The following is a 25,938-nucleotide window of genomic DNA, read 5'->3' as shown; positions in this document are numbered from 1 at the left end:
AGCCCTGCTATGAAAAATACCGTTTACCTCTGCTTATCATAAGTTTTAGCTATGGATAAACAGCCACTACCCGTCCCCCACTGTGTCAAAAAGCAAGGTCATCTGCCCGGCTTTTCCTTTCCTTTCTCTACATGGCGGGCCATCATAGCGCCTCGTTTCCACTCCCTCGGATACCTGATTATGGATCTGCGCCTCCTGCGTTTCTTCGTCGCTGTCTACGAAGAGAAGAACATCACCCTTGCGGCCGAACGCTGCTTTGTCTCACAACCATCCATTTCAAGCGCCATCAAAAAATTGGAAATCGAATTGGGTACCCCATTGTTCGAGCGCCACAAAAAAGGCGTCACCCTTACCGACGAGGCCCATTACCTCTACCCGCTTGCCATCCGCCTACTGGCAGACATCAACCGCCTGCCGTCGCTATTTCAGGCCCGCACCGAATGCCTGCCGCTCCGGCTCGGCAACTTCCCTGACCTAAGCCAAACCGCACTGGCCAACGTACTGCGCACGCTCAAAACGGCAATACCCAACCTGCTTTTGGAGTTGGTGGATCACGACGGCGAGTATGATGCGCGGCTGACGCTGGATATGTTCAAGGGAGACGACGAGATATTCATGCCGCTATGGGATGAGGATTATGTACTGTGCATGCTGCCAGGGCACCCGCTGGCGACACTGGAGCGGGTCAGGCCGGAACAGCTCCACCAGCATGACTTTATCGAATGCCCGCCGTGCGAGGCACACCAGCAGACCATCGGCCTACTCGCCTGTGACGGGCTGGCCGTTAATCTTGTCGCCAAGGCCGAGCACAAAACCCAGGTTATGCATCTGGTTCAGGCCGGGCTCGGTATTTCGTTCCTGCCGACGGGTGTCCTAGAAGGCTCAAAGGCATTGGTGACCGTACCGCTCGAGGGGCCAAGGATGTTCCGCCGGATCGGCTTGTGCTACCCCGCCAACAAAACCCTCAACCCAGCTCTGGCCGCTGCGGTTAAGGCTCTTAGCCAAGCGTGCTAGCGCTAAGCGCTTGGCGTCGCGGCCAGATACTGCGAGGACCATGCAAGTGCGCTGTTATAGCTGTGCCGAACAAGCTCTTCGCTCAACGCATGCTGGCTGCAAATTTGGCTGACAGCCTGCCAGTCGGCTTGCTCATAGGCGACCGCCAGGGCAAGCATATCGCCCAGCCGCCCGGATCGCTGCAGCAACGCGTTGGTGATCTCCGGCTCGAGCGGCAACAATGACATCAGTTTGTCGAGCGGCTGATCAAGCAGCGCGTCGAGCAACGACAGCAAACCGACCATAAACGCGGCCTTGTCGTCCACCCCGGCAATCGCCGGTGCAATAAGCTCACACATCCGCCCGCGCTGAAGCGACAAGGCATACAGCTCTCGCGGCTTGGCCATCGATGCCTGGGCTGTGGCAACGGCGCTGACAAACATCTTGAGCCTATCCTCACCCAAATACACCAGCGCCTGACGAAAGCCGCTGATCGGCACCATCGTCTGACTGGCGGTATTGACATAACGCAGCAGCAAATAGGAAAGCGAGACATCGCCGGTGATCAATTGCTCGACACGATCAAAGTTGACCTCGTCGCGGCACACCTCCTGCAGCAGACGCAAGGTCGTCAGCCGTTCCGGCTTGAGCGGACGATGTTTGATAAGTTCGGGGCGACTGAAGTAGTACCCCTGAAAGAAATGGAAACCGGCTTCGAGGGTACGGGCATACTCGGCATGGTTCTCGACCTTCTCGGCAAGGAACATCAGCCGGCGATGGCGGTTCTCTGCCACATAGGCACATGCCGCTTCGACCCCTATTTTGATCAGGTCAAGCTTGATAATGTGGACGAAAGGCAAAAAGCGCTGCCAGCTAGGATCGAGGTCGAAATCATCCAAGGCAATCAGATACCCGCGTTGATTCAGCATCCGTACCGCCTGTAGCAGTTCGTCATCCGGCCGGCAGGTTTCAAGCACCTCGATAACGATCTGCTGCTTGGGCAGGATGACCGGCAACAGTTCGATCAGTGTCTGATGGGGAAAATTGATGAAACAACGCTTGCCAGACATCGCAGGGGTGTTACCTCCGGCAAGGAAGTTATCCACCAGCAGGCGGCAGGTGGCCTTGTTTTCATCCATATCCAACGGGAAAGCATTGCTCTCGCCGTCACGGAACAGCAGTTCATACCCAACGGTTTTCTGCTGACGGTTGAAAATCGGCTGGCGGGCGACATATGAATACATAGCAGGTGATCACGACTCTGATAAGTGGCACAGGCAGGCCATCAGCCTGCCATTCCCTGATTAGGCCTTTGCAGTTGCCAGCAGGGCACCGCAACCGATGAACATAGAACCGAAGACTCGGTTGAGTGATGACATGACCCGATCGGAGCGAATATACCCTGCCAAGCGGGAAGCCAACGTGACATAGGTCAACATGACCAATGCATCCACTGCCACGGTGGTCACGCCCAACACCAACAACTGGCTGAGCTGGGGCTGTGACGGGTCAATAAATTGAGGAAATAGGGCGACGAGGAACACGACCGTTTTAGGGTTGGTCAGGTTAACCAACACAGCCTGACGGCAAAGCTGCCAACCAGAAACACCGAGATCTCGATTGCCGACGGCCAGCGAGGCACGATCACGCCATTTCTGGATACCGAGCCAAATCAGGTAGGCGCCACCGACCCATTTTATCAAGGTGAAAGCCGCCGCAGACTGGGCCACCAAAGCACCGAGCCCGACGCCAACCAGCACGATATGCACCGTCAGGCCGATTTGCAGACCGAGAATCGAAGCCAGCGACTTGCGCCAGCCATACACCATCCCGTTGCTGATAGAATTTACCGTCCCGGATCCGGGCGCAAAGCTAAAGACGATGGCCGTTGCCAGATAGGCAAGCCACATTTCGACACTCACCGCAAACTCCTGTGATACAGCTCCCTGCCCGGCAGGGACAGAAAAACACAAAAAAACACTACACGGTAGCAGGTGTAAGCCTTGCAGCGCAACCGGTTTCAGCCGCCAATATTACTAAGATCAACCCCCGGCATACCGCACAGGCTCAATAACACCCTGCACCGGAAAAACACGGGGTCTGCATCTTGCGCTAACTTGAGTATATACTTGCCGGACACGCGATAGAACGAGATAAACAATGACAGCCCAGCCCCAGCTACCGACCACATTCACCCAAGAGCATACCTTTGCCCAGACCATGGCCGGTCCCGCCGCCGAGCTATGGCAGCACCGCAAAGAGGGAATGTTCTGCGGGGCTGACCAGCGCCAAATCGGCTGGGTCGCCCTGACCGGATACAACCCCGACAAGGCAATCATTGTGGTCAACGGCCGGATCGAAAGCTACTGGAAATACCAGGAGCTGTTCTACGACCTAGTCTGCCAGGGCTATGACGTCTATGCCCTCGACCACCGGGGCCAGGGGGTATCCGACCGGCTGGCAGATGACAGCGAGCTCGGCCATATCGAGGAGTTCGACGACTACGTCGCCGATCTCAACACCTTCATTGACAGTATCGTTGCCCCCAAGGGCTACCGCCAGCATTTCATGCTGGCCCATTCCATGGGCGGAACCATCGCCAGCCTGTATCTGGCCCGCCACCCCGGCAAGATTGACAGCGCGGTACTCTCGGCCCCGATGCACGGGATCCACCTGCGCCAATGGATGCGCCCTATCGCCTCGCCGCTGGCCCGCGTCGTCGAGCAGCTCCAGCGCCAACCCAGCTATGCGCCGGGTCAGGTTCCCTATTACCCCAAGCCGTTTGCGGGCAATCCGCTTAGCCAAAGCAAGATCCGCTACCAATGGTTCCGCGATCTCTACGAGCACAAACCGGAACTGAAAATTGGCGGGCCAAGCTCGCGCTGGGTATGGCAGGGGCTGGCTGCGGCCAAGCGCAGCATCCGCGAGGCCGGCCAGATCCAGACCCCGTTACTGTTGCTACAGGCCAGCGAGGACACCATCATCGACAATGGCGCCCATGCGCAGTTTTGTCAGGCGATGGCGGCAACGGGGGGAACCTGCGATCTCACCGTCATCGAGGGGGCCCGCCATGAACTGCTGTTCGAGGCCGATCAGTACCGCCGGCCTGCGCTTGAAGCAGCCTTGGCACACTTCGGTAAAGCGGAAATCACCCCAGTATAAAATAGCCTCTTTTATCTTGGGTGAACTGGTTTAGAATTGCTCCAGTATCGCCCAAGACGGTGACGTTTTGGGCCTCTGTCGCTACACGAGAGGTTTCATGTACCAGCTTATCGCGTCCGATCTGGACGGCACACTACTGACTCCTGACCACAAGATTGCCCCTTACACCAAGGCAACATTGCAGGCCCTTCACGCCCAAGGCAAGCACTTCGTCTTTGCCACCGGCCGCCACCATATCGACGTTGCCGACATGCGCCAGCAGCTGGGGATCCCAGCCGACATGATCACCTCCAACGGTGCCCGCGTCCACGACAGCAACGATAATCCCATCTTCAAGCAGGACGTCCAGCCCGATGTCGTCGCGGCCCTGATCGCCATGGCCAAGCAGGATCCCGAGCTGAAAATCCACATCTACCGCAACGACGACTGGCTCCTCAATGTCGAGGACGAAAACCTCAAGGATTTCCACGAAACCTTCACCTATCAGCTGTTCGATGTCGACAACCCGCCGCTGGACGGGATTGCCAAGGTATTCTTTACCCGCGACGACCAGGACCACGACAAATTGGTTGAGTGGGAAGACAGGTTCAACGCCGAACTGGGCGAGCGCGCCAACGTGGCATTCTCCACCCCGTGGTGCCTGGAAGTGATGGACGCCGGCGTTTCCAAGGGCTTTGCCCTCGAGGCCGTGGCAAAAGCCAAGGGCTATGATCTGAGCGACTGCATCGCCTTCGGCGACGGCATGAATGATGTCGAAATGCTATCGATGGCCGCCAAGGGGCTGGTGATGGGCACCGCCCATGACAAGGTCAAGCGCGCCCTGCCGGACAACGAGGTGATCGGTGACTGTGCCGACGAGGCCGTCGCCCGCTATCTCAGCGAGCATCTGGTTAAATAACCGAAACCAACGCCCCTTCCCCCTGGGGCGTTTTTCTTGTTACACAACCGGCGGGAATTGACCGGTCATCATCAGAATCGCCTCCCATTGCGCCTCCGTCACCGGCATAATGCTCAGGCGGCTCCCGCGCTGCACCAACGGCATATCATCCAATGCTGGATTGGCCTTCATCTTCTTGAGGGACACCAGCCGCAAGTGACGCCGGTAGGCAATATCCACCATCACCCAGCGGGGGTTGGCCGGATCGGACTTGGGGTCGAAATACGCGCTTTGCAGATCGAACTGAAAATGATCCGGGTAGGCCTCGCGCACCACCTCGGCAATCCCCACCACCCCGACATCCTTGCACGACGAATGGTATATAAAGACCTCGTCCCCTTCCCGGATCTGATCACGCATCATGTTGCGAGCCTGATAGTTGCGCACCCCTTCCCAACATGAAACCTGCTGTTTCTTCAGGGTATCTATTGAAAAGGTGTCCGGCTCTGTCTTAAATAACCAATATGCCATCGCATTCTCTTTCTGTTGGGACTGACTAGACAGTGCCAGCCTACCACAACGGGAGAACCGGATGATACGCCAGTCCCGCCACCTGCTCCTCGTGCCTGTAGCCCTCTTGCTGGCAGGCTGCAACTTTGCCCCACACACCCCGGCAGTCCGTCCGGCGGCGCCCAACAACGCCGCCCCCACCGAGACCCCGGCCGCAACCGGGCCAGTCACCACCAGCCCACAACCATTCCTGCTCAGGGGGGAGGTCATCCTCGGCCACGAAACCCGCAGCTTCCAGCCATGCGGCAGCCCCCGCCAATACTGGGTCGTGCTGCCAAGCGGCGATGCCCCTGCCGCCGGTGCCCTCGCAGCACCGGGCTACCACCCCCTCTACGGCGAGTTCGTCGGCACCCTCGAACCCGCCCCGGATGACGGGTTCGCGGCTAACTACGATGCCCTGCTAAGGGTTGATCATATCAACCGCCTCACAACCGACATCAAAGGCCAATGCCAGCAGACCCCGCAGCCGACACGGGCCTTCGGAGCCGAGCCGGGCTGGTCGCTGTCCATTCACAACCAACAGGCCAGCCTCCGGCGACCGAATGCCGCCGCCCTGACAAGCCCTGTCGCTTCCCGCGATATCGAACCGGATCGCCATACCTACCTCGGATCGCCCTTCACCCTGACCCTGCTACGCGCCCAGTGCAACGACACGATGAGCGATAGCCTGTTCGGCTGGCAATCGACCCTCGTCTGGCAGCAGCAAACCTATACCGGCTGCGCCACCCTGGCCAATACTGATCCGGCCGCCCCCTGGCTCGGCCACTACCAGAGCAGCGACACGCCGGACGGCCACCAGCTGACGCTAAACCCCGATCACACCGCCGTCATCACCCCCGACTCCGGGGCGCCACAGGCCAGCGGATTCTGGCATCAATCAGGGCAGGATCTGCTCAGCATCACCTTCGAGCCCGGCCAGGCAGCAGCCAGCGAACGGATCTACCGACGGGATGGCAATAGCCTGATTGTCTGGCAGGAAACCATTGATGGCTCGTCCTATTTCCTTGGTGATAGCGGCCCCCGGCTGATCCGGCTACCACGATAGTTTTTGCCTCGATGACGCTGGGTATGCCACACTCTGCGTCATCCCTATTCAGCCCCTAGCACCGATTGACCATGCATCATAGCCAACCCTGCCCGCGCTGCGGGTTCCAACACAACTGTATCTGCGAGAGCGAACCGCAGCTGGACTGCCCGCTGCCGATTGTCCTGCTGACCCATCCCCGAGAAATGGGCAAGGACACCAATACCGGCGAGCTGATGCTGCGCACCCTACCCAACTGCGAACGCCAAATCTGGGACCGAACCAACCCGCCGTCCGAGCTGCTAGCGATGCTGGTCGATCCCCGCTACCAGCCGTGGCTGCTGTTCCCCGCCGACGAGCACACGGCCTCCTGCGCCTATGTACCGGATGCGGAGAAAATCCCGCTGGTGATCATCCTCGATGCGACCTGGCAGGAAGCCCGCAAGATGGTCCGCCGCAGCCCGTGGCTGGCCGCGCTCCCGCGACTGGCGATCAGCGCCGACTCCCCGTCGAGCTACCAGCTACGCCGCAACCAGACCCCCGGCAACCTCTGTACCTGCGAGGCCGGTGCCGCAGTCCTGCAAGAACTGGGGTATGGCACGGATGGGGATGCCCTGCTGAAGTACTTCGAGGCGTTCATCACGGTGTTCCATGCCGACAAGAGCGGCCACAGGAAATCATAAGATCCTCACAGCAAAGCGGGCCATCATCGTCTACAATTTAACCGACTGACTAGTCGGTTTACGATGGAGCCTACTTATGACCGCCGCCGAAAAACTTGATATCCCAACCACAGCCTGCACCCAAATGGCTGACCGCCTTGCCCGCCAGCAGGCGGCCTATCTCGCCGAGCCGATGCCCTCGCTTGACGATCGCAAGGCCCGCCTCGACGCCCTCAAGCAAGCCCTCAAGGCGCACAGCAACGCGCTGTGCGAGGCCCTGGATCAGGATTTCGGCCAGCGCCACCGCCAAGATACCCTGCTCACCGACATCGTGCCGTGCATCGCCGCGATCAACTACACCCGGCGCAAGCTCAAGGGATGGATGAAGCCCTCCCGCCGCCATGCCGGGCTACTGCTGACCCCGGCCTCGGTCAAGGTCCATTACCAGCCACTGGGCGTGGTCGGGATCGTGGTCCCCTGGAACTTCCCGGTCATGCTCAGCATCGGCCCGCTAATCACCGCCCTTGCGGCGGGCAACCGGGCAATGATCAAACTCAGCGAGTTCACCCCGGCGACCAACCGGGTTCTGCGCCAGTTGCTGGCCGATGCCTTCAGCGAGGATACTGTCGCCGTCTTCGAGGGTGAGGCCGATGAGGCCGCCTACTTCACCCGCCTGCCGTTCGACCACCTGCTGTTCACCGGCTCGACGACGGTCGGCAGGCACGTCATGCGCGCCGCGGCCGACAACCTGACCCCGGTGACCCTCGAGCTGGGCGGCAAGTCACCCGCCCTGATCGCCCCGGATATGCCGCTGGATCTAGCCGTCGAGCGAATTCTATTCGGCAAGTGCCTCAATGCCGGGCAGATCTGCGTGGCCCCCGACTATGTCCTTGTCCCACGCGGTCAGGAGCAGGCCTTCATTGCCCGCTTCAAGGCCCAGTACAACCGCCATTACCCCGGCGGGACCGCCAATCCCGACTTCGCCTCGGTGATCAACCCCCGCCAGTACCAGCGCCTGTGCCAATGGCTCGACGAGGCCGAGCAGTCTGGCGCAGCCGTCGAACCCTGCCATGCCGATGCCCGAGACGACAGCCGGCACCGCCTCGTCCCGCACCTGCTGACCGACGTACCCGCCGACCTCAGCGTAATGACCGAGGAGATTTTCGGCCCGCTCCTGCCGGTGATCGGCTACGACGACCTGACGCAGGCCGTGGCCTACATCCGCGAGCGCCCCCGCCCGCTCGCGCTCTACCTGATGAGCCTCGATCCGGCGACCCAGGCAATGGTCCGCGACCAGACCCACGCCGGCGGCATGGCCATCAACGACACCGTGATGCACGTGGCAGCCGACGACGCGCCTTTTGGCGGGATCGGCCCCTCAGGAATGGGGCACTACCACGGCCATGAAGGATTCCTGACCTTCTCCAAGGCCAAGACGGTTCTGGCCCGTGGCAAGTTCAGCACCGCCGGGCTGGTCAAGCCGCCCTACGGCCGATGGTGGCAGAAACTGATGCTGGCTTTTTTCACCCGTTAGGAGCGCATCCATGACGACCAACAAACAACAGCTGCTGCTCGACAGCGCCCTGCATTTGTTCGTCGAGCAGGGGATCCGGGCCACCAGTACCGCCAGCATCGCCAAGTCTGCCGGGGTCGCGACCGGCACCCTGTTCCACCATTTCCCGACCAAGCAGGCGCTCATCGTCGCGGTCTACCTCCGGGCCAAATCGTCGCTGGCATCGGCCATGACGGCCCTCCCGCTCGAGGGCAATGCCAAGAGCCGCTTCCGGCAGCTGTGGCTACGGGCTATGGCATGGGCGCAGGCCCACCCGGACCAGCTTCAGCTCATGCTCCAGCTCAGCCATGACCCGGGTTACTCCAACCGGCACCACAGCGAGCTGCTTGAGGCCACCATGCCCTTTCTCCCGGCCATGCTCCTCGAGGCCCAGCAACAAGGCGACATCGCCGACCTGCCGCTGCCGCTGCTGCTCGCCTTTAGCCACCACCACTTCCTCGGCACCGCCCGCCTGCTGAACGAACTACCCGCTCAGGCAGACCGGAACAGCTATATCGACGGCGGTTTCCGGTTGCTGTGGCAGGGTCTCCATCGCGGATAAAAAAAACGGGAGCCGATAGGCTCCCGTTATTTATTCTTGGCACATAACCATCAATTAAGCCTGGTTACGGGCGTACTGCTCCAGATCATCCACGCTAACAGCCGTGATGAACTCACCGTCAAGGTAGAAGTTCACTTCATCACCGGCTTTCTCGCCACGCAGAACCGCAGTCTTACCATCAGTGTAGGCCACGTTCATTTCCAGCGTCTGGTTGTCCAGCTGGCGGAATGTCGCCGTGTCGATATCGCTCTGGCGAACGCTTGCCAGCGGGGCTGTTGTCAGCTGGCGATCCAGCTGGCCGTTAACCTTGATAACCGCATTCATCGGAGTATCCGCCAATGCCGGCGCCTTGCCGGTAATTGGGTTGCGACCGGTCCAGAACTCGATGGTGTTGAAGATAAACAGGTCAGCTGTTGCCGCGATGCCGTATACAGGGCCAAGCAATACATACAGGCCGGCACGGGCGTAACGGTTGTCAACTGCGCTCAGGTTGACCTTGGTTACAAGCTGGGATGTCCCCATCTGGCCAATACAGCCAGTCAGAGACGTCGCAAGGATCGTCATCGCAACCGCTTTTAATGCGATTTTTTTCATCTGGTATAAACTCCGAAAATGGAACTGGTGGGATAAAGAACAAAGTGCGCGAATTATAGAGAATTTGCTCTAGCTGGCTAGCAAATTCGTACCGGTTTTGACTGTTTTTTACCTTTGAAAAAAAAGTGTGAAAAAGATGTGGGACAAGCGTTATTTGTCCTGCAAACGTTCCGCAGCAAAGTCACAGAACCCAAACGACAGGCATGAAAAAGGCGATGCCCTGCATCGCCTTGTAATTCAAAGAATACTCAAATCAAACGTTCTGGCCGGCCACCCAGCCGGAGCTCCACGCCCACTGGAAATTGTAGCCGCCGAGCCAACCGGACACGTCCATCACCTCGCCGACAAAGTACAGACCCGGCACCTGCTTGGCCTCCATGGTCTTGGATGACAGCTCGTCGGTGTCGACCCCGCCCAGCGTCACCTCTGCGGTGCGGTAGCCCTCCGTGCCGTTGGGCGCCACCGCCCAGTTGGCCAGATAATCGGCCAATGCGGCGATCTCTTTCGGGTTCAGCTGCTTGAGCGGCTTGTCCTGGATATCCCCGCGCTCAACCAGTGCCTCGACCAAGCGCTTTGGCAGCATGCGCGAAAGGCTGTTCTTGAGGCTCTGGGCCGGGTGCTTCTCGCGCATCGCCTCTAACGTTTCGACCACATCGAGATCCGGCAGCAAGTCAACCGTGACCTTCTCGCCCGGCGTCCAGTAGGAGCTCGCCTGCAGGATCACCGGCCCGGACAGGCCACGGTGGGTAAACAGCAGGTTCTCCTTGAACAGCACCCCGTTTTCGGTGGCTACGGTGACAGGGATGGCAATGCCGGACAGATCGGCAAATGCGGCCTTGTCCTTGTCATGCAGGGTGAACGGCACCAGCCCGGCCGTGGTCGGCACCCGCTTGAGGCCGAACTGCTCGGCGATCTGGTAGCCGAACGGCGTCGCCCCCAGCTTCGGCATCGACAGGCCGCCGGTCGCTACCACCAACGACTCGCAATGGACGGTGTCGGTATCCAGCTTCAGAGAGAAGCCCCCGTCGATCTGCTCGATATCATGAACATCGCAGCGGTAGCGCTGGCCGACATTGGGCAAGTCGCACTCCTTGAGCAGCATCTCGACGATATCCTTGGCCGAATCGAGGCAGAACAACTGGCCGTGCTCGCGCTCCTCCCAGCCGATACCGTGCTCGTTGACCATCGAGAAGAAATCCCACTGGCTGTACTGGGCCAGCGCCGACTTGACGAAGTGGCGGTTGCGGCAGACATAGTTGGCAGCCGATACGTCATAGTTGGTGAAGTTGCAGCGGCCGCCGCCGGAAATCAGGATTTTGCGTCCCGGCTTCTTGCCGTTATCCACCACCAGCACCTTGCGCCCGCGCTTGCCGGCTGCTGCTGCGCACATCAGGCCCGCAGCACCCGCGCCGATAATCACTACATCAAATTTCTCTGCCATCTTGCCACCGCTATCGGCCCTTGGGCCTAGTTACAAAAAAAGGATGCCCCACCTCATGGCGGGCATCCCTCTCCAATCTGCATCCGACAATACCTTTGCCGGCAGGCAGAGTTTACCTGCGTACCACGCCCGAAGGCAACGGCTTATCCCTGCTTGAGCCCCGGGACAGGCTGTGCCTGCAGCATGCCGTCGGGCTCCGGCAGATCCAATGTCATGGTCGGGAAGGCAAAATCGGCGCCATGCTCTTTGACGATCTCGACGATTTTCAGCATCACGTCCTGCTGGACCTCCTTGTACTCGACCCAAGCAACGGTCTTGGTGAAGGTATACACCAGAATATCGAGCGACGACGGGCCGTAGTTGTCAAAACTGACGATCAGGGTCTGAGTGGTATCGATATCGGGATGGAGGCTCAGCATCGCCTTGATGTCCTTCACCACCGCCGCGACTTTGTCCGCATCCTGGTAGCGCAGGCTGACCGTCTGCTTGATCCGGCGATTGAGCATCCGCGAGGCGTTCTCGACCACAATCGAGCTGAACACCGAGTTGGGCACATAGAGCGGGCGCTTGTCGAATGTCCGGATCATGGTGACCCGAAAGCCAATTTTCTCAACCGTACCCTCAATCTGACGATCGGGACTGCGGATCCAGTCGCCCAACTTGAACGGGCGGTCGAAGTAGATCATCGCCGCCCCGAAGAAGTTTGCCAGCAAGTCCTTGGCCGCCATACCGACAATCAGGCCGCCGACCCCACCGAAGGTCAATACCCCCGACAGGCTCAAGCCCAAATTCTGCATCATGGCCAACCCACCGATCACCATCACGGTCAGGCGCAGCACCTTCGACACGGCGGCAATCGTCGTGGCGTCTTTCGCGGTCCGGCTCATCGCCTCCTCGGCGTTGCTGATCAACCGCAGCAGCACCCAGATCACCGTCCACACCAGCATCAACTGGCGCAGGGTGTCAAGAAACGCACCAGAATGGGTCGAGGTGTTTTCGATCAGCACCCCTAGAGAGAACGCCGCTGGCCACAACCAGATCAGCCAACTGACCGGCCGCCTAACAGCCTCAACCAGGGCCTCGTCCCAGATCAGGCGGGTCTTGGCAGTGGCCCGCAGCAAATGCCGCATCAGCAACTGCCAACCGGCCCACAGACAGGCACTGAGCAGTAGCAGCAGGCCAACATTGCCCATCCAGTCTTGGCTGACGCCTTGGTGCAGGGATTCCCACCATTGATATATACGATTCATCGCAACCTTATGACTAGTCAAATGTCTTTGGGTTGCTAAGGTAGTGTGCCCCTAAAAGGATCGCAAGTCCGGCAGGCCAATTCGTTGGGCCAAGCTCGGGCTGTCGCTAAATCCCAAGATAGGCAACGACAAAGATTGAGATGAAAAACACCATGAGGTAGGTGCTGGCCAGCACAAACAGACGCCGTACCTTGACGCATTTTTCCATAAATACAGGATCATGGTGTTTTTGGTACTGCTGGCTGCGGATATAGTGGAACAGGCGGATCTGCTTGGACACATTCCCCTGAGAGGAGAAAAAACCACGCCCGTCGACCTGCTGGTAAAGAAGAGGGTCACATTCGCGCATCACGGCCAACAACGTTCGCAACGTACTGACATAACGAGAAACATTAACAACTGCCACTAAAAAAAGTGCAAGAACAAGAGCATCACCACTAATCATATTTGCCCCCAACAAACAACATCCAGCGGCTAACCCGATATGAATAGGGACATGGCAAGCATGTCCCCGTCCCTGATCAGCCTGCTGTGGTATCCATCACAGACGTCGATTCAGCCTTGGCCATCGCTGCCAAGTCTTTGTCGATGAAGAACAGAGCCTTGCCGTCTTCACCCACCAACTCAATCTTGTCCAAAATGCCTTTGAATAGTTTTTCTTCTTCGTGTTGTTCTGCGACATACCACTGCAAGAAGTTAAACGTCGAGTAGTCCTGACTGGTAAAAGCAGCATGCGCCAGCTTGTTGATCTTCTCGGTGATCAGCTGCTCGTGCTCATACGTTTCGCGGAATACATCACCCAACGAGGCAAACTCATGCTTGGGTGCGTCGATCGCCCCCAGAATAGGCAAGGCACCCGTTTCGCTCACATAGGTAAACAGGCGCTGCATGTGCGTCATCTCTTCAGCAGCATGGACACGCAGGAATTCAGCGGCCCCTTCAAAACCCTTGTCCTCGCACCACGCACTCATCTGCAGGTACAAATTAGAGGAAAAGAATTCCAAATTAATCTGCTCGTTGAGCTTTTCTACCATTGTCTGAGCTAACATCTCACTACTCCTTTCTATTCTAGTGTATACCAATCTCGCCAACTGGAACGAAATCGGTCTTTACCTCATTGTCACAACGCCCCACTGAGAATGCAACTCAACGGATGGCAACGGGGTGCATGGACAGCTTGATGAAGGCATGCCAATAAGCCTGAAGTTTCAGCCATTTCCCTTGCTCACACTGCCACAACCACGGTTACCAAGTTGCGATCCGAGTAATGTTTTTTCACCATACCCGGTGATAGCATAAAACCAACAACCCTAGGTCAAGGAGTACAAGCTATGGCTTACAAACACATTCTGGTTGCCATCGACTTGTCAGATGAAAGCCTCACCCTCGTCACCAAAGCCGCCGAGCTGGCCAATGCCCTCGATGCCAAGCTGTCGCTGATCCACATCGACGTAAACTACGCCGAGCTCTATACCGGCCTGATTGATATCAACCTGGCCGACGCCCAGCACAAGATGGCCGACGACGCCCAGAAACAGCTTCAGGCCCTCGCCGACAAGGCCAACTGCCCAGTCGCGCACACCCTGGTCGGCAGCGGTGATCTGAGCGACGAAATTTGCCATGCCATTCAGGAGCTGGACATCGAACTGGTTGTCTGTGGTCATCACCAGGACTTCTGGAGCAAAATCCTCAGCTCCGCCAAGCAGCTGATCAACCGCTCACCGGTCGACATGCTGATGGTGCCGCTGAAATAAGCCTGACCCTTTCTCAATAACGAATCTTGCAAGGGCGAGCCACCGAACAGGGAGGCTCGCCCTTTTCGTTTCATCACCTAACACGTTACGCCGATCTCGCCGGGGGCGATCACTGTCTGCTCCTACCAGCCCCCTCCCTGTCGCGCGGGCATGTAGAATAACGCCATAATTCGCTACACTAGCGGCCGTCAATCCACCACTACCGCGAAGAATGCTATGGGATATCTTTCTGCCGTCACCCTACTGTGGGCCTTTTCCTTCAGCCTGATCGGCGTCTACCTTGCCGGCCAAGTTGACAGCTGGTTCTCGGTGCTGACCCGGGTCTGCCTCGCAGCACTGGTGTTTCTGCCGTTCCTGCGCCGCCAGCACCTGCACCGCGCACTGGTCCTCAAGCTGATGACTGTCGGCGCCTTCCAGCTCGGGATCATGTACTGCTTCTATTATCAGTCGTTCCTCTACCTCAGCGTGCCCGAAGTCCTGCTGTTCACCATCTTCACCCCAATCTACGTCACCCTGATCTACGATTTGCTGCACCGCCGATTCTCGGCATGGTACCTGGCCACCGCCGCCATCGCCGTACTCGGGGCTGCGGTGATCAAATTCGAGGGGATCAACGAGAACTTCATTACCGGCTTTCTGATTGTCCAAGGGGCGAACCTCAGCTTTGCCATCGGTCAGGTCGGCTACAAACTGACAATGGAAAAGGAAAACGCCGACCTGCCACAGCATACGGTGTTCGGCCTGTTCTACCTCGGGGCGGTCTGCGTCGCCCTGCCGATGTTCCTGCTCTTTGGCAACACCGACAAACTGCCGACCACCGATACCCAGTGGGGGATCCTCGTCTATCTCGGCATCGTCGCTTCGGGGCTTGGCTATTACCTGTGGAACAAAGGCGCGACCCTGGTCAACGCCGGCGCACTGGCGATCATGAACAACGCCCTGGTCCCGGCCGGCCTTATCGTCAACATCGTGATCTGGAACCGCGACGTCGACTACCCGCGCCTGATCCTCGGCGGGGCGATCATCATGGCCTCGTTGTGGCTCAACGAGACCTGGGTCAAGCGGGTACAACGGCAAAAGGCTCTCAACAAAGCCTAATCGCCCATGTCATGGGCACAAAAAAGCGAGGCCAGGGCCTCGCTTTTTTATGACTCAACCGATGGAATCAAATAAACGAAAAGGCATCGGCGAACATCCGCTCGCGCTCGGCACCCTTTTCGGCCGAGAACATCTCACGGGCCGCACCCGCCATCTCAAAACGGCCGCAGATATAGATATCGTAGGCCGACAGGCTCACGAAATCATCACAGACCGCTTCCAGCACATTACCGACCTTGCCTTGCCAATCGGCCGGGGCATTCTCCACCACCGGCACGTAGGTCAGGTTGGCGTGTTTGGCCGCCAACTCAGCCAGTTCATCGTTGGCGTACAACTGACACACATCACGACCGCCCCAGTAAACGAAAATCGGCTGCGAGACACCTCGGCTCAGGCAGTTATCCAAAATACTGCGCACGTAAGAAAATCCGGTTCCCCCAGCAATCAGCAGCAGAGGCTTGTCACTGTCGGCACGCACCCATGCTTCACCGTGCGGGGCCTCAACCTCAACCGTTCTGCCATTGTCCAGCGCTGCCCGCATAGCCTCAACCACCTCCATCGCGTAGGCGTTGTGCTCGGCCGCACCGATATGCAGCTCCAACTCACCATCGCGGCACGGGCTGCTAGCAATGGAGAACGGACGCTTGTCTTTCTCGCCCATCACCGCCAGCAGGTACTGACCCGCCTTGAACGGCACAGGTTGCTCGGGCTTAAGCAGGATACGGTAGGTATGGCAGGCCACAGGCTCGACCGACGTTACTTCACACTTGATGGACATTCTCTTCCTCTAATCTAGCTGGAGTACCAAGTCACTGGTTGCCATTGCCTGGCACGCAAAAATCCACCCTTCCTCCTGCTCACGCTCGGTGAGCATGGGTTCAAGCGGGTAGCGGACAGTGCCTTGCAGTTTGCGGCACAGGCACATGGCACACGCCCCAACCTGACAGCGGTTGGGAAACGCAATGCCTGCGTTGAGCGCAGCCTCAAGGACGGAGTCGTCCCCGTCAGTCTTAAAGGTTATATCATGAGGCAGCAGGCGCACTTGGTACATAGGTTTTCTCTTGCTGCCCAGACAGACCCGGGCAGCGTATTCGTTATTATCCGGGGATCCCAAGAGAATCCCACATCGCATCGACCCGAGCAACAACAGCCGGATCTTTGCTGATAGGCGTCCCCCACTCGCGCGGGTGATGACCGGTTTCACTCGGCCACTTGTTGGTTGCATCCCACCCCATACGCGAACCGCCATTGCCATCAGGCACGATCAAGCTGTCACGCCCCGGATCCATCCGCGTCGTCACCGCCCAGATCACATCATTCCAATCACGGCCGTTGACGTCACCGGCATCACACAGAATAACCAGAGCCAATGCACCGGTGTCACCCGCAGCCGCCCACATCCGAGCCAGCAGATCCGGCCCAAGACCGGCAGCCTGCTTGTCTACCGTCGCGATGGCCATCTTGCCTTCGCCATCGGGCAAGTGTAGGTCAATAATTTCAGGACAGGCCCCGCGCACCGCAGTGATCAGCGCCTCTGGCGCTAGCATCGCAGGGGAAGCCACCTCGCCACCCAGGGCAATTTCAGCCTCCCATTTGCGGGTCGCGTCCACCCCCATCTTAGAGCCCAGCCCCACCACCGGCGAGGCAAAATCCAGCGAGTCTATCGGCGTGCTGTCGATAACCAGGGTATCGCGAGCCGGATCCATATGGCCGCCCATCGCCTTGACCACGCTGCCCCAGTCGCGGGCATCGACATCTTCGTCACATACCACCACGAACTTGGTGTACATGAACTGACGCAGGAACGACCACACCCCCATCATCACGCGCTTGGCATGACCCGGGTACTGCTTCTTCATGGTGACGACCGCCATCCGGTAGGAGCACCCCTCCGGTGGCAGGTAGAAATCGGTGATCTCCGGAAATTGCTTTTGCAATATCGGCACGAACACTTCGTTCAACGCGACGCCCAGCACCGCTGGCTCATCGGGCGGACGGCCGGTATAGGTGCTGTGGTAGATCGGATCGCGGCGCATCGTGACATGGGTGATGGTGAACACATGATGACGCTCCACCTCGTTGTAGTAACCGGTGTGATCGCCGTATGGCCCTTCATCGGCAAACTCATTCGGATAGATATATCCTTCCAGCACGATTTCCGCACTGGCCGGTACCTCCAAGTCATTGCTGAGGCTCTTCACCACCTCGGTCTTGCAACCCCGCAGCAGGCCTGCAAAGGCGTACTCCGACAGGGTATCGGGCACAGGGGTCACGGCCCCGAGAATTGTTGCCGGATCGGCACCGAACGCCACTGTCACCGGAAACGGCTCGCCGGGATGGGTCTCCATCCAGTCACGCAGATCCAGCGCGCCGCCACGGTGGGCCAACCAGCGCATGATCACCTTGTTCTTGCCCAGCTTCTGCTGACGGTAGATACCGAGGTTCTGGCGCTTCTTGTGCGGCCCCTTGGTAATCGTCAGCCCCCAGGTCAGCAGTGGTGCAACATCCCCCGGCCAGCAACTCATCACCGGAATCTTGTCGAGATCCACCTCGTCGCCCTGCCAGACCACCTCCTGGCACGGAGCCTTGCGCAGCCGTTTTACCGGCATGTTCAGCACCTGCTTGAAGAGCGGGAGCTTGTCGATGGCATCACGGAAACCGCGCGGCGGCTCGGGCTCCTTGAGATAGGCCAGCAGCTTGCCCACCTCGCGCAACTCCCGGACATCATGCCGCCCCATCCCGATGGCTACCCGCCCCGGAGTGCCGAACAAGTTGGCCAGTACCGGCATGCCATAGCCAACGGGGTTTTCAAACAGCAATGCCGGTCCACCCGCCCGTAGGGTGCGATCGCAAATCTCAGTGATTTCCTGAACCGGATCGACCGGCTGCTTGATTCGCTTCAGTTGCCCTTCCTGCTCAAGATAGGCAATGAAGTCGCGCAGATCCTTGAATTTCATCGATGATTGTTACCCATGTCCGACAACGCCCCCTCCCAGTATCTGCATGAAGGAGCGAAAATGATTATTATACCCAACTTACCCCAAGCTGGAGTCTACTCGCAACAATCCAGCAATCGAACAGCAATTCATAGCAGTATGCCCAATGGACAGGCAATAAAAAACGCCACCCGGGGGTGGCGTTTGACAATCTGTGATCACAGCGTGAAATTATGAATTCTGGCGACGCATCGCATCGAAGAACTCGTCGTTGGTCTTGGTCATGCCCAACTTGTCGATCAAAAATTCCATGCTGTCTGTCTCGCCCATTGGGTGGACAATCTTGCGCAGGATCCACATCTTCTGCAGCTCGTCCGGCTTGGCCAGCAGCTCCTCGCGGCGGGTACCCGAACGGTTGAAGTCGATCGCAGGGAAGACGCGCTTCTCGGCAATCTTGCGTGACAGGTGCAGTTCCATGTTACCTGTACCCTTGAATTCTTCGTAGATAACTTCATCCATCTTAGAACCGGTATCAACCAGCGCCGTTGCGATGATAGTCAGGCTGCCGCCCTCTTCCACGTTACGTGCCGCACCGAAGAAACGCTTCGGACGGTGCAGGGCGTTAGCATCCACACCACCGGTCAGAACCTTGCCTGATGATGGGATAACGGTGTTGTAAGCACGAGCCAGACGCGTGATAGAGTCAAGCAGGATAACCACGTCTTTCTTGTGTTCAACCAGACGCTTGGCCTTCTCGATTACCATCTCGGCAACCTGTACGTGACGAGAAGCTGGCTCATCGAACGTAGAGGCAATCACTTCGCCTTTAACCAGACGCTGCATCTCGGTCACTTCTTCAGGACGCTCATCGATAAGCAGTACCATCAGCTCACACTCAGGGTGGTTGTAGGTAATGCTCTGGGCGATGTTCTGCAGCAACATGGTCTTACCGGCTTTCGGCGGTGCCACGATCAAGCCACGCTGGCCCTTACCGATTGGCGATGCCAAATCCAGTACGCGCGCCGTGATATCTTCGGTAGAACCGTTGCCACGCTCCATACGCATACGCTCGTTAGCGTGCAGCGGAGTCAAGTTTTCGAACAGGATCTTGTTACGGGCATTGTCCGGCTTGTCGTAGTTAACTTCGTTAACCTTCAGCAGGGCAAAGTAACGTTCGCCATCTTTAGGCGGGCGGATTTTACCGGAAATGGTGTCACCGGTACGAAGGTTGAAGCGGCGGATTTGGCTAGGAGAAACGTAGATATCGTCGGGACCAGCAAGGTAAGAACTGTCTGCAGAGCGAAGGAAGCCGAAGCCGTCTTGCAGAATCTCTAGAACACCATCGCCAAAAATGTCCTCACCACTTTTCGCATGCTGCTTGAGAATTGCAAAGATAATATCTTGTTTTCTCAAACGCGCTAGGTTTTCCAGTCCTAAACTTTCGCCAAGCGCAACCAACTGTGAAATAGGTTGGTTTTTCAATTCAGTTAGATTCATAGTGGTGGGTTTCTTGTCAGTCAAAATTGGGGTTCTATATTGGTTGAGATGAAGTTGACCTATAGGGCTGGTCAAGGAATGAACGATACTGAAGTATACGTGCAATAAGTTAGCACCAATGATCGTATCCGTCTAGCATAGACGTTTGTCAAACCATGCACAACTGAGAAATTGTGCATGGTTCGACACCGGCTGTTACAGGTTCGCGTCTAGGAACTCTTTCAGCTGGCTCTTGGAAAGCGCACCGACTTTGGTCGCCGCCACGCTGCCGTCTTTGAAAAGTAGCAGAGTTGGGATACCGCGGATACCGAATTTTGGTGGGGTTGCCGCGTTCTGGTCGATGTTTAGTTTACCAATCGTCAGCTGGCCTTCGTATTCGTTAGCGATCTCGTCCAGAATAGGGGCGATCATTTTGCAAGGACCACACCATTCTGCCCAGAAATCGACTAGTACCGGGCCTGCAGCATTAATTACGTCGCTTTCGAAACTTTCGTCTGTCAGCTGCACAATCTTGTCGCTCATCTTCCACTCCAATGGTTGATTTTCTTAGCTGATTTGATTTTAACCAGCAAATCGATGCCCTATTTGAATGGAATCCGTTTCGTAATGCAACCCTAAGCTGATATTCTATACGAATGAAGACGACTCACATCACAGAGCAAAAATTTGCCGATCTGGGGCTAGAGCCTCAGGTTTTACAAGGACTGGAAGCCCATGGTTTCCACAGTTGTACGCCTATCCAGGCGCAGGCATTGCCGGTAGTGCTCTCCGGCCGTGATATTGCAGGTCAAGCCCAGACGGGTACAGGGAAAACCCTGGCTTTCCTGACCGCGACTTTTAACCATTTGCTGCTAACGCCAGCCAAAGAGGGACGCAAACAAAACCATCCCCGTGCCATTATTATGGCACCAACCCGCGAGCTGGCCATCCAGATTTATAACGATGCCAAGCCGCTGATTGCAAGCACCGGACTGACCGCAGGCCTGGCCTATGGCGGCGAAGCCTACGAAAAACAGCAGAAAATTCTGGAAGATGGCGTCGACATCCTGATCGGCACTTGCGGCCGGATCATTGATTTCTTCAAGCAGCGCGTTATCGACCTGAGTTCGATTCAAGCTGTTGTGCTAGACGAAGCCGACCGTATGTTCGACCTTGGCTTCATCAAAGATATCCGCTTCCTGTTCCGCCGTATGCCTGCGCCGACTGAGCGTCTGAACATGCTGTTCTCGGCCACCTTGTCCTACCGCGTGAAAGAGCTGGCGTTCGAGCACATGAACGATCCGGCAAGCGTTGTGGTAGAGCCTGAGCAGAAGACCGGCCACCGCATTCAAGAAGAGCTGTTCTACCCGTCCAACCAGGACAAAATGCGCCTGCTGCAGACCCTGCTGGAAGAAGAATGGCCTGATCGCGCGATCGTGTTTGCCAACACCAAGCACCGCTGCGAGGATATCTGGGCGCACCTGATGGCAGACCAGATCCGTGTCGGCCTGCTGACCGGCGACGTACCGCAGAAGAAGCGCGTGCGTATTTTGGAACAATTCACCCAAGGTGAGCTGGACGTACTGGTTGCCACCGATGTGGCGGCACGCGGCCTGCATATCCCGCAGGTGACACACGTATTCAACTACGATCTGCCTGACGATGCCGAGGACTACGTCCACCGTATCGGCCGTACCGGCCGAGCTGGGGCCAGCGGCCACTCGATCAGCTTCGCCTGTGAAGAGTACGCGATCAACCTACCAGCGATCGAAACCTATATTGAGCATGCAATCCCACTGTCAAAGTACAATGCGGATGCCCTGCTCGACGATTTGCCACCACCGGTTCACGTCCCACGCTCACCACGTCAGAGCGGCGGCCGCCGTAACGGCTCTTCGTCACGCCAAGGACAGTCACGCCAGCGCGGCCGTCGCCGTCCACAGCAAAACAAACAGCAGTAACCGGTAGATATGACCATGGAAAGAACAGTATCACCCTTGTATGCCGCGATTGATCTCGGCTCTAACAGCTTCCATATGTGGATTGTCAGAGACATCGCTGGCACCGTCCAGACACTGGCCAAGATCAAACGCAAAGTCCGCCTGGCGGCAGGACTGAACAGCAACAACGAGCTTAGCCTTGATGCCATGCAACGGGGGTGGGACTGCCTGAGCCTGTTTGCCGAACGCCTGCAAGATATCCCAGCGGCAAACATCCGCATCGTCGGTACCGCAGCGCTTCGTACTGCGGTTAACGCCAATGCCTTTCTTTCCAAGGCCGAGAAGATTCTCGGTTACCCGATCCAGATCATTCCCGGTGAGGAAGAGGCCCGGATCATCTATCAGGGCGTGGCCCATACCTCCGGCGGCTGCGGCAAGCGTCTTGTCGTCGACATCGGCGGAGCCAGTACCGAAGTCATTATCGGCGAAGGGTTCGATGCCAGCGCCCTGACCAGCCTCAAGATCGGCTGTGTCACTTGGCTCGAACGCTACTTCAAGGATCGCGCGCTGACGGCAGCCAACTTCGATACGGCCATTACCGCAGCCAAGGCAGCGATTAGCCCTATCGTTGAGCAGTACCAGACTCTAGGGTGGACGACCTGTGTCGGCGCCAGTGGTACTGTCCAGGCCCTGCAGGAAATTATGCTGGCCCAAGGAATGGACGAGATTATCACCCTCGCCAAACTCAAGCGGATGCAACGCCAAGCCATGCAATACGAGCGACTGGAAGATCTCGATATCGAGGGCCTGACGCTCGAGCGCGCTCTGGTCTTCCCGAGCGGGCTGTCTATCCTGATCGCGATTTTCGAATCGCTCGGCATTGAATCGATGACCCTTGCTGGCGGTGCCCTGCGCGAAGGTATGGTCTATGACATGATGACCCAGATGCGCCACCATGATGTTCGCGAACGCACGCTGGCCAGTCTGCAAAATCGCTTCCAGCTCGACACCGGCCATGCTGCCGAAGTCACCGGTACCGCGCTCAACCTGCTCGATGCCTGCCAGTCGGCCTGGCAACTTGAGCCCCAAGCCCGCTACCTACTGAAAGCCTGTGCAGGTCTGCACGAGATCGGCACCATGGTGGAATTCAAGAAGAGCGGCGAGCATGCCGCCTACCTGATCCACCATAGTGACCTGCCCGGTTTTACCCGGGCCCAGAAGCACCTGATCGGCGAATTGCTGCGTCGCTACCGTGAGCAGCTAAGCAGCCTGCCGGAGCAACATGCCCTGTCGGCTCCGAGCGCAACCCGACTATTGCGCCTGCTCCGTCTGGCCGTGATCCTGTGCCATCGCCGCGACCACTGCCACCAGCCGCCATTTACGCTGGACGTTACGGACAACAAGCTGAGCCTGACCCTACCGGCAAGCTGGCTGGCCGCCAACCCGCTGACCGATGCCGAGCTGCAACAAGAGGCAAACCGCCAGAGCGACATGGGCTGGCCGCTGACCCTCATTGCCAGTGAGTAACTCCCGCACCACCAACAAAAAAAAGCACCCAATGGGTGCTTTTTTATTATCGGTTCGTTCCACGTTCTAATTGGCAGAGCAAGCGCCGGAGTTTGGCTAGAGCTCGAATTCGCACTAAAGCCAAAACCTCATCCCGCTCAGATCTAATTTCGTATTTATGACGCAGACATTTCGCCTCAGCACAAAGAGGACACGCGCAGTTGATAACCATCAATGAGCATGTCCGATGCAGGGCTGGGGTGAAAGAGCCAGCCCAATCAGTGCATTAACCCGTGATGCCCGAATGGCGGAGTAAAGCATCAATCTGCGGCTCACGACCACGGAAGCGCTTGAACAATGCCATTGGCTCCTCGCTGCCGCCTCGCTCTAGGATACAGCCCAGGAAGTCCGCGCCGGTGTCGGCATTGAAGATCCCGTCCTCCTCGAAGCGCGAGTAGGCATCGGCTGACAGAACTTCGGCCCATAGGTAGCTGTAATAACCCGCGCTGTAACCACCGGCAAAGATATGGCTGAAACTGTGCGGGAATCGGCCCCACTCCGGACTCGGCACCACGGACACCCGCGACTTGATATCGAACAGGGTCTCTAGCACTTTGGCACCAGCCTCTGGGTCGTACTCGGTGTAAAGCGTAAAGTCGAACAGGCCGAATTCCAACTGGCGCAGGATCCCCATCGCCGATTGGAAATTCTTGGCAGCCAGCATCTTGTCGAGCATGTCTTTCGGCAGCGGCTCGCCCGTTTCGTAATGGCCGGAAATAAACGCCAGCGCCTCTTCTTCCCAACACCAGTTCTCGAGGAACTGGCTCGGCAGCTCGACCGCATCCCAAGGCACCCCGTTGATCCCCGACACGGCAGGCACGTCGATTTGGGTCAGCATATGGTGGATACCGTGACCGGTTTCGTGGAACAAGGTGACGACCTCATCATGGGTAAACAGCGCTGGCTTGCCGCCGACCGGCTTGTTGAAGTTACAGGTCAGGTAGGCAACCGGCTGCTGCAAGCTGCCGTCCTGACGGACTCGGCGTACCATGCACTCGTCCATCCATGCGCCGCCGCGCTTGTGTTCGCGGGCATACAAATCAAGGTAGAAACTGCCGCGCAACTCACCCTTGGCATCGAAAATGTCATAGAACTTGACCGATTCGTGCCACACCTCGACGCCTTCGCGCTGCCTAACATCCATACCAAACACGCGCTTGAGGACTTCGAACAGGCCGGATACGGCTTTTTGCTCTGGGAAGTAAGGGCGTAGCTCCTCGTCGGAAATGCTGTAGCGGTGCTGCTTGAGCTTCTCGGCGTAGAAGGCAAAGTCCCACGGCTCCAGATCGGCCGCCCCGAATTCTTCGGCGGCGAACTCACGCAGCTCGGCCACTTCGCGCTCGCCCTGAGGCTTGGCACGGCTGGCCAAATCATTGAGGAACCCGAGTACCTGAGCCGGGGTCTCGGCCATCTTGGTCGCCAGCGACTTCTCGCTGTAGGTATTGAAACCGAGCATCCGCGCGATCTCGTGATTGAGCTTGAGCTTCTCGGCGATGATCTCGGTGTTGTCCCACTTGCCGGCATTCGGGCCGCGATCCGACGCGCGGGTCACGAAGGCCTCATACATTTCCTGACGCAAGGCGCGGTTGTCACAGTAGGTCATCACCGGCAGGTAGGACGGAATGTCCAAGGTAAACAGGTAGCCTTCCTGCTCTTTGGCTTCGGCTGCCGCCTTGGCAGCCAGCAGCGCCGATTCAGGCAGTCCGCCAAGCTCGGCCTCGTCGGAAACCAATTTGCTCCAGCCCATCGTGGCATCAAGGACATTGTTGCTGAATGTAGACGCCAACTCTGACAGGCGCTTGCTGATCTCGCCGTAGCGGTGCTGCTCCTTGGCTGGCAGACCGATGCCGGACAATTCGAAGTCCTTAAGTGCATCGGTGATCGATTTCTGCTGGGCCAGGCTCAGCTCGGCAAAGCCGGCATCGGCCTTAAGCGTCTTGTAGGCTTCGTACAGGCCTTTATGCTGGCCAAGCCAAGTGCTGTATTCGGACAGCATCGGCAGGCAACTCTCATAGGCCTCACGCAGTTCATTGCTGTTCTTTACGGCATTAAGGTGGCTTACCGGCGACCAGATACGACTCAAGCGATCATCGACCTCAGCCAGCGGAACGCAGATGGTATCCCAGCTCGGCGCGGCATCGGTTGCCAGCACGGTCTCTACCGCTGCACGGCAATCGGCAATCGCCTGCTCAACCGCAGGTTTGACATGCTCAGGCTGGATAAGAGAAAACGGAGGCAAATCCGTCATGGTGAGTAATGGGTTAGACATGCGCTATTCCTTCAATATGTTGTCCCTTATTAAATGTGTCTTCATCAGGCCAAATTCAATCCTTTACTGGCAAGAAGTCACGAACCGATATTACCATTTTAACCTGCCATTAACATCATGGGCGGTGAAAATCCATGCCAATACTGGCTATTCCGTACCAATTCGCCATAATACGACCCCAACTCATCACATTTTTCTGCCGAGATCCCAGC

The 25,938-nt window shown here is 57.7% G+C and carries 25 protein-coding genes; 11 read left to right on the top strand and 14 right to left on the bottom strand.

All coding sequences use genetic code 11. The features are described from left to right. Window positions 1–180 precede the first annotated feature (180 nt). Complete coding sequence (locus ABT56_RS04730) at window positions 181–1,014, top strand: LysR family transcriptional regulator (protein ID WP_047877717.1); 834 nt, start codon at window positions 181–183, stop codon at window positions 1,012–1,014. A gap of 2 nt (window positions 1,015–1,016) precedes the next feature. On the opposite strand, the gene ABT56_RS04725 is transcribed toward ABT56_RS04730, so the two are convergent. After that, window positions 1,017–2,237 carry an EAL and HDOD domain-containing protein gene (locus ABT56_RS04725; protein WP_047877716.1) on the bottom strand — a complete coding sequence of 407 codons (1,221 nt, stop codon included), beginning with the start codon at window positions 2,235–2,237 and terminating at the stop codon, window positions 1,017–1,019. A 60-nt stretch (window positions 2,238–2,297) separates the two neighbouring features. Next, window positions 2,298–2,915 (bottom strand): homoserine/homoserine lactone efflux protein, encoded by a 618-nt coding sequence (gene rhtB / locus ABT56_RS04720; RefSeq protein ID WP_047877715.1) that lies wholly within the window; start codon window positions 2,913–2,915, stop codon window positions 2,298–2,300. 238 nt (window positions 2,916–3,153) lie between these two features. Here rhtB and ABT56_RS04715 point away from each other — a divergent pair, with 238 nt between their 5' ends. Together ABT56_RS04715 and ABT56_RS04710 are read left to right on the top strand one after the other, a co-directional pair. Beyond that, window positions 3,154–4,155, top strand: coding sequence for an alpha/beta fold hydrolase (locus tag ABT56_RS04715; RefSeq protein WP_047877714.1), 1,002 nt, complete (start codon window positions 3,154–3,156; stop codon window positions 4,153–4,155). A gap of 97 nt (window positions 4,156–4,252) precedes the next feature. Continuing rightward, window positions 4,253–5,053 (top strand): Cof-type HAD-IIB family hydrolase, encoded by an 801-nt coding sequence (locus ABT56_RS04710; RefSeq protein ID WP_047877713.1) that lies wholly within the window; start codon window positions 4,253–4,255, stop codon window positions 5,051–5,053. A gap of 39 nt (window positions 5,054–5,092) precedes the next feature. On the opposite strand, the gene ABT56_RS04705 is transcribed toward ABT56_RS04710, so the two are convergent. Further along, window positions 5,093–5,563, bottom strand: a complete 471-nt coding sequence (locus ABT56_RS04705; protein ID WP_047877712.1) for an EVE domain-containing protein — start codon at window positions 5,561–5,563, stop codon at window positions 5,093–5,095. A 61-nt stretch (window positions 5,564–5,624) separates the two neighbouring features. Here ABT56_RS04705 and ABT56_RS04700 point away from each other — a divergent pair, with 61 nt between their 5' ends. The 4 genes from ABT56_RS04700 to ABT56_RS04685 all read left to right on the top strand — a co-directional run bounded on the left by ABT56_RS04700 (window position 5,625) and on the right by ABT56_RS04685 (window position 9,402). Beyond that, the gene (locus tag ABT56_RS04700) at window positions 5,625–6,647 is read left to right on the top strand and encodes a COG3650 family protein (RefSeq protein ID WP_053062379.1); all 1,023 of its coding nucleotides are present in this window, start codon (window positions 5,625–5,627) and stop codon (window positions 6,645–6,647) included. A gap of 71 nt (window positions 6,648–6,718) precedes the next feature. Continuing rightward, window positions 6,719–7,309 (top strand): tRNA-uridine aminocarboxypropyltransferase, encoded by a 591-nt coding sequence (locus ABT56_RS04695; RefSeq protein ID WP_047877711.1) that lies wholly within the window; start codon window positions 6,719–6,721, stop codon window positions 7,307–7,309. Between the two features lie 76 nt (window positions 7,310–7,385). Then, on the top strand, window positions 7,386–8,822 hold the full coding sequence (locus ABT56_RS04690) for a coniferyl aldehyde dehydrogenase (RefSeq protein ID WP_047877710.1): 1,437 nt from the start codon (window positions 7,386–7,388) through the stop codon (window positions 8,820–8,822). 10 nt (window positions 8,823–8,832) lie between these two features. Continuing rightward, window positions 8,833–9,402, top strand: a complete 570-nt coding sequence (locus ABT56_RS04685) for a TetR/AcrR family transcriptional regulator (RefSeq protein ID WP_047877709.1) — start codon at window positions 8,833–8,835, stop codon at window positions 9,400–9,402. A 54-nt stretch (window positions 9,403–9,456) separates the two neighbouring features. Here the strand turns inward: ABT56_RS04685 and ABT56_RS04680 are convergent, their stop codons facing one another. The 5 genes from ABT56_RS04680 to ftnA all read right to left on the bottom strand — a co-directional run bounded on the left by ABT56_RS04680 (window position 9,457) and on the right by ftnA (window position 13,736). Continuing rightward, window positions 9,457–9,996: a DUF3332 domain-containing protein gene (locus ABT56_RS04680; protein ID WP_047877708.1), complete on the bottom strand. Its 540-nt coding sequence runs from the start codon at window positions 9,994–9,996 to the stop codon at window positions 9,457–9,459. A 253-nt stretch (window positions 9,997–10,249) separates the two neighbouring features. Continuing rightward, entirely contained in the window at window positions 10,250–11,437 is a 1,188-nt protein-coding gene (locus ABT56_RS04675; protein ID WP_047877707.1) for a BaiN/RdsA family NAD(P)/FAD-dependent oxidoreductase, read from the bottom strand. 143 nt (window positions 11,438–11,580) lie between these two features. Further along, a complete protein-coding gene (locus ABT56_RS04670) occupies window positions 11,581–12,687 on the bottom strand; it encodes a mechanosensitive ion channel family protein (protein WP_047877706.1) in 1,107 nt (368 codons plus the stop codon). Window positions 12,688–12,793: 106 nt separating this feature from the next. Next, window positions 12,794–13,132 carry a universal stress protein UspB gene (gene uspB / locus ABT56_RS04665; protein WP_047877705.1) on the bottom strand — a complete coding sequence of 113 codons (339 nt, stop codon included), beginning with the start codon at window positions 13,130–13,132 and terminating at the stop codon, window positions 12,794–12,796. A 76-nt stretch (window positions 13,133–13,208) separates the two neighbouring features. Further along, complete coding sequence (gene ftnA, locus ABT56_RS04660; RefSeq protein ID WP_047877704.1) at window positions 13,209–13,736, bottom strand: non-heme ferritin; 528 nt, start codon at window positions 13,734–13,736, stop codon at window positions 13,209–13,211. A 282-nt stretch (window positions 13,737–14,018) separates the two neighbouring features. Here ftnA and ABT56_RS04655 point away from each other — a divergent pair, with 282 nt between their 5' ends. Further along, window positions 14,019–14,441: a universal stress protein gene (locus tag ABT56_RS04655; RefSeq protein WP_047877703.1), complete on the top strand. Its 423-nt coding sequence runs from the start codon at window positions 14,019–14,021 to the stop codon at window positions 14,439–14,441. Window positions 14,442–14,657: 216 nt separating this feature from the next. Then, window positions 14,658–15,539, top strand: coding sequence for a carboxylate/amino acid/amine transporter (locus ABT56_RS04650; protein WP_047877702.1), 882 nt, complete (start codon window positions 14,658–14,660; stop codon window positions 15,537–15,539). 67 nt (window positions 15,540–15,606) lie between these two features. Here the strand turns inward: ABT56_RS04650 and fre are convergent, their stop codons facing one another. The 5 genes from fre to trxA all read right to left on the bottom strand — a co-directional run bounded on the left by fre (window position 15,607) and on the right by trxA (window position 20,494). After that, window positions 15,607–16,317 carry an NAD(P)H-flavin reductase gene (fre, locus tag ABT56_RS04645; RefSeq protein ID WP_047877701.1) on the bottom strand — a complete coding sequence of 237 codons (711 nt, stop codon included), beginning with the start codon at window positions 16,315–16,317 and terminating at the stop codon, window positions 15,607–15,609. A gap of 9 nt (window positions 16,318–16,326) precedes the next feature. After that, on the bottom strand, window positions 16,327–16,590 hold the full coding sequence (locus tag ABT56_RS04640) for a 2Fe-2S iron-sulfur cluster-binding protein (RefSeq protein ID WP_047877700.1): 264 nt from the start codon (window positions 16,588–16,590) through the stop codon (window positions 16,327–16,329). Between the two features lie 46 nt (window positions 16,591–16,636). Continuing rightward, window positions 16,637–18,496 carry a 4-hydroxy-3-polyprenylbenzoate decarboxylase gene (gene ubiD / locus ABT56_RS04635; protein ID WP_047877699.1) on the bottom strand — a complete coding sequence of 620 codons (1,860 nt, stop codon included), beginning with the start codon at window positions 18,494–18,496 and terminating at the stop codon, window positions 16,637–16,639. A 210-nt stretch (window positions 18,497–18,706) separates the two neighbouring features. Next, on the bottom strand, window positions 18,707–19,972 hold the full coding sequence (gene rho / locus ABT56_RS04630) for a transcription termination factor Rho (protein ID WP_047877698.1): 1,266 nt from the start codon (window positions 19,970–19,972) through the stop codon (window positions 18,707–18,709). 195 nt (window positions 19,973–20,167) lie between these two features. Beyond that, window positions 20,168–20,494, bottom strand: a complete 327-nt coding sequence (gene trxA / locus ABT56_RS04625) for a thioredoxin TrxA (RefSeq protein WP_047877697.1) — start codon at window positions 20,492–20,494, stop codon at window positions 20,168–20,170. Between the two features lie 113 nt (window positions 20,495–20,607). On the opposite strand from trxA, the gene rhlB reads away from it, so the two are divergent. After that, the gene (gene rhlB / locus ABT56_RS04620) at window positions 20,608–21,912 is read left to right on the top strand and encodes an ATP-dependent RNA helicase RhlB (protein ID WP_047877696.1); all 1,305 of its coding nucleotides are present in this window, start codon (window positions 20,608–20,610) and stop codon (window positions 21,910–21,912) included. A gap of 15 nt (window positions 21,913–21,927) precedes the next feature. Further along, window positions 21,928–23,418, top strand: coding sequence for a guanosine-5'-triphosphate,3'-diphosphate diphosphatase (gppA, locus tag ABT56_RS04615; RefSeq protein WP_047877874.1), 1,491 nt, complete (start codon window positions 21,928–21,930; stop codon window positions 23,416–23,418). Between the two features lie 265 nt (window positions 23,419–23,683). On the opposite strand, the gene prlC is transcribed toward gppA, so the two are convergent. Continuing rightward, window positions 23,684–25,726, bottom strand: coding sequence for an oligopeptidase A (gene prlC / locus ABT56_RS04610; protein ID WP_047877695.1), 2,043 nt, complete (start codon window positions 25,724–25,726; stop codon window positions 23,684–23,686). Window positions 25,727–25,938: the final 212 nt, after the last annotated feature.

The organism is Photobacterium aquae (assembly GCF_001029445.1).
Lineage (GTDB): Bacteria > Pseudomonadota > Gammaproteobacteria > Enterobacterales > Vibrionaceae > Photobacterium > Photobacterium aquae.
The sequence above is the reverse complement of the archived record's forward strand: the minus strand, read 5'-3'. Positions and strand labels throughout refer to the sequence as shown.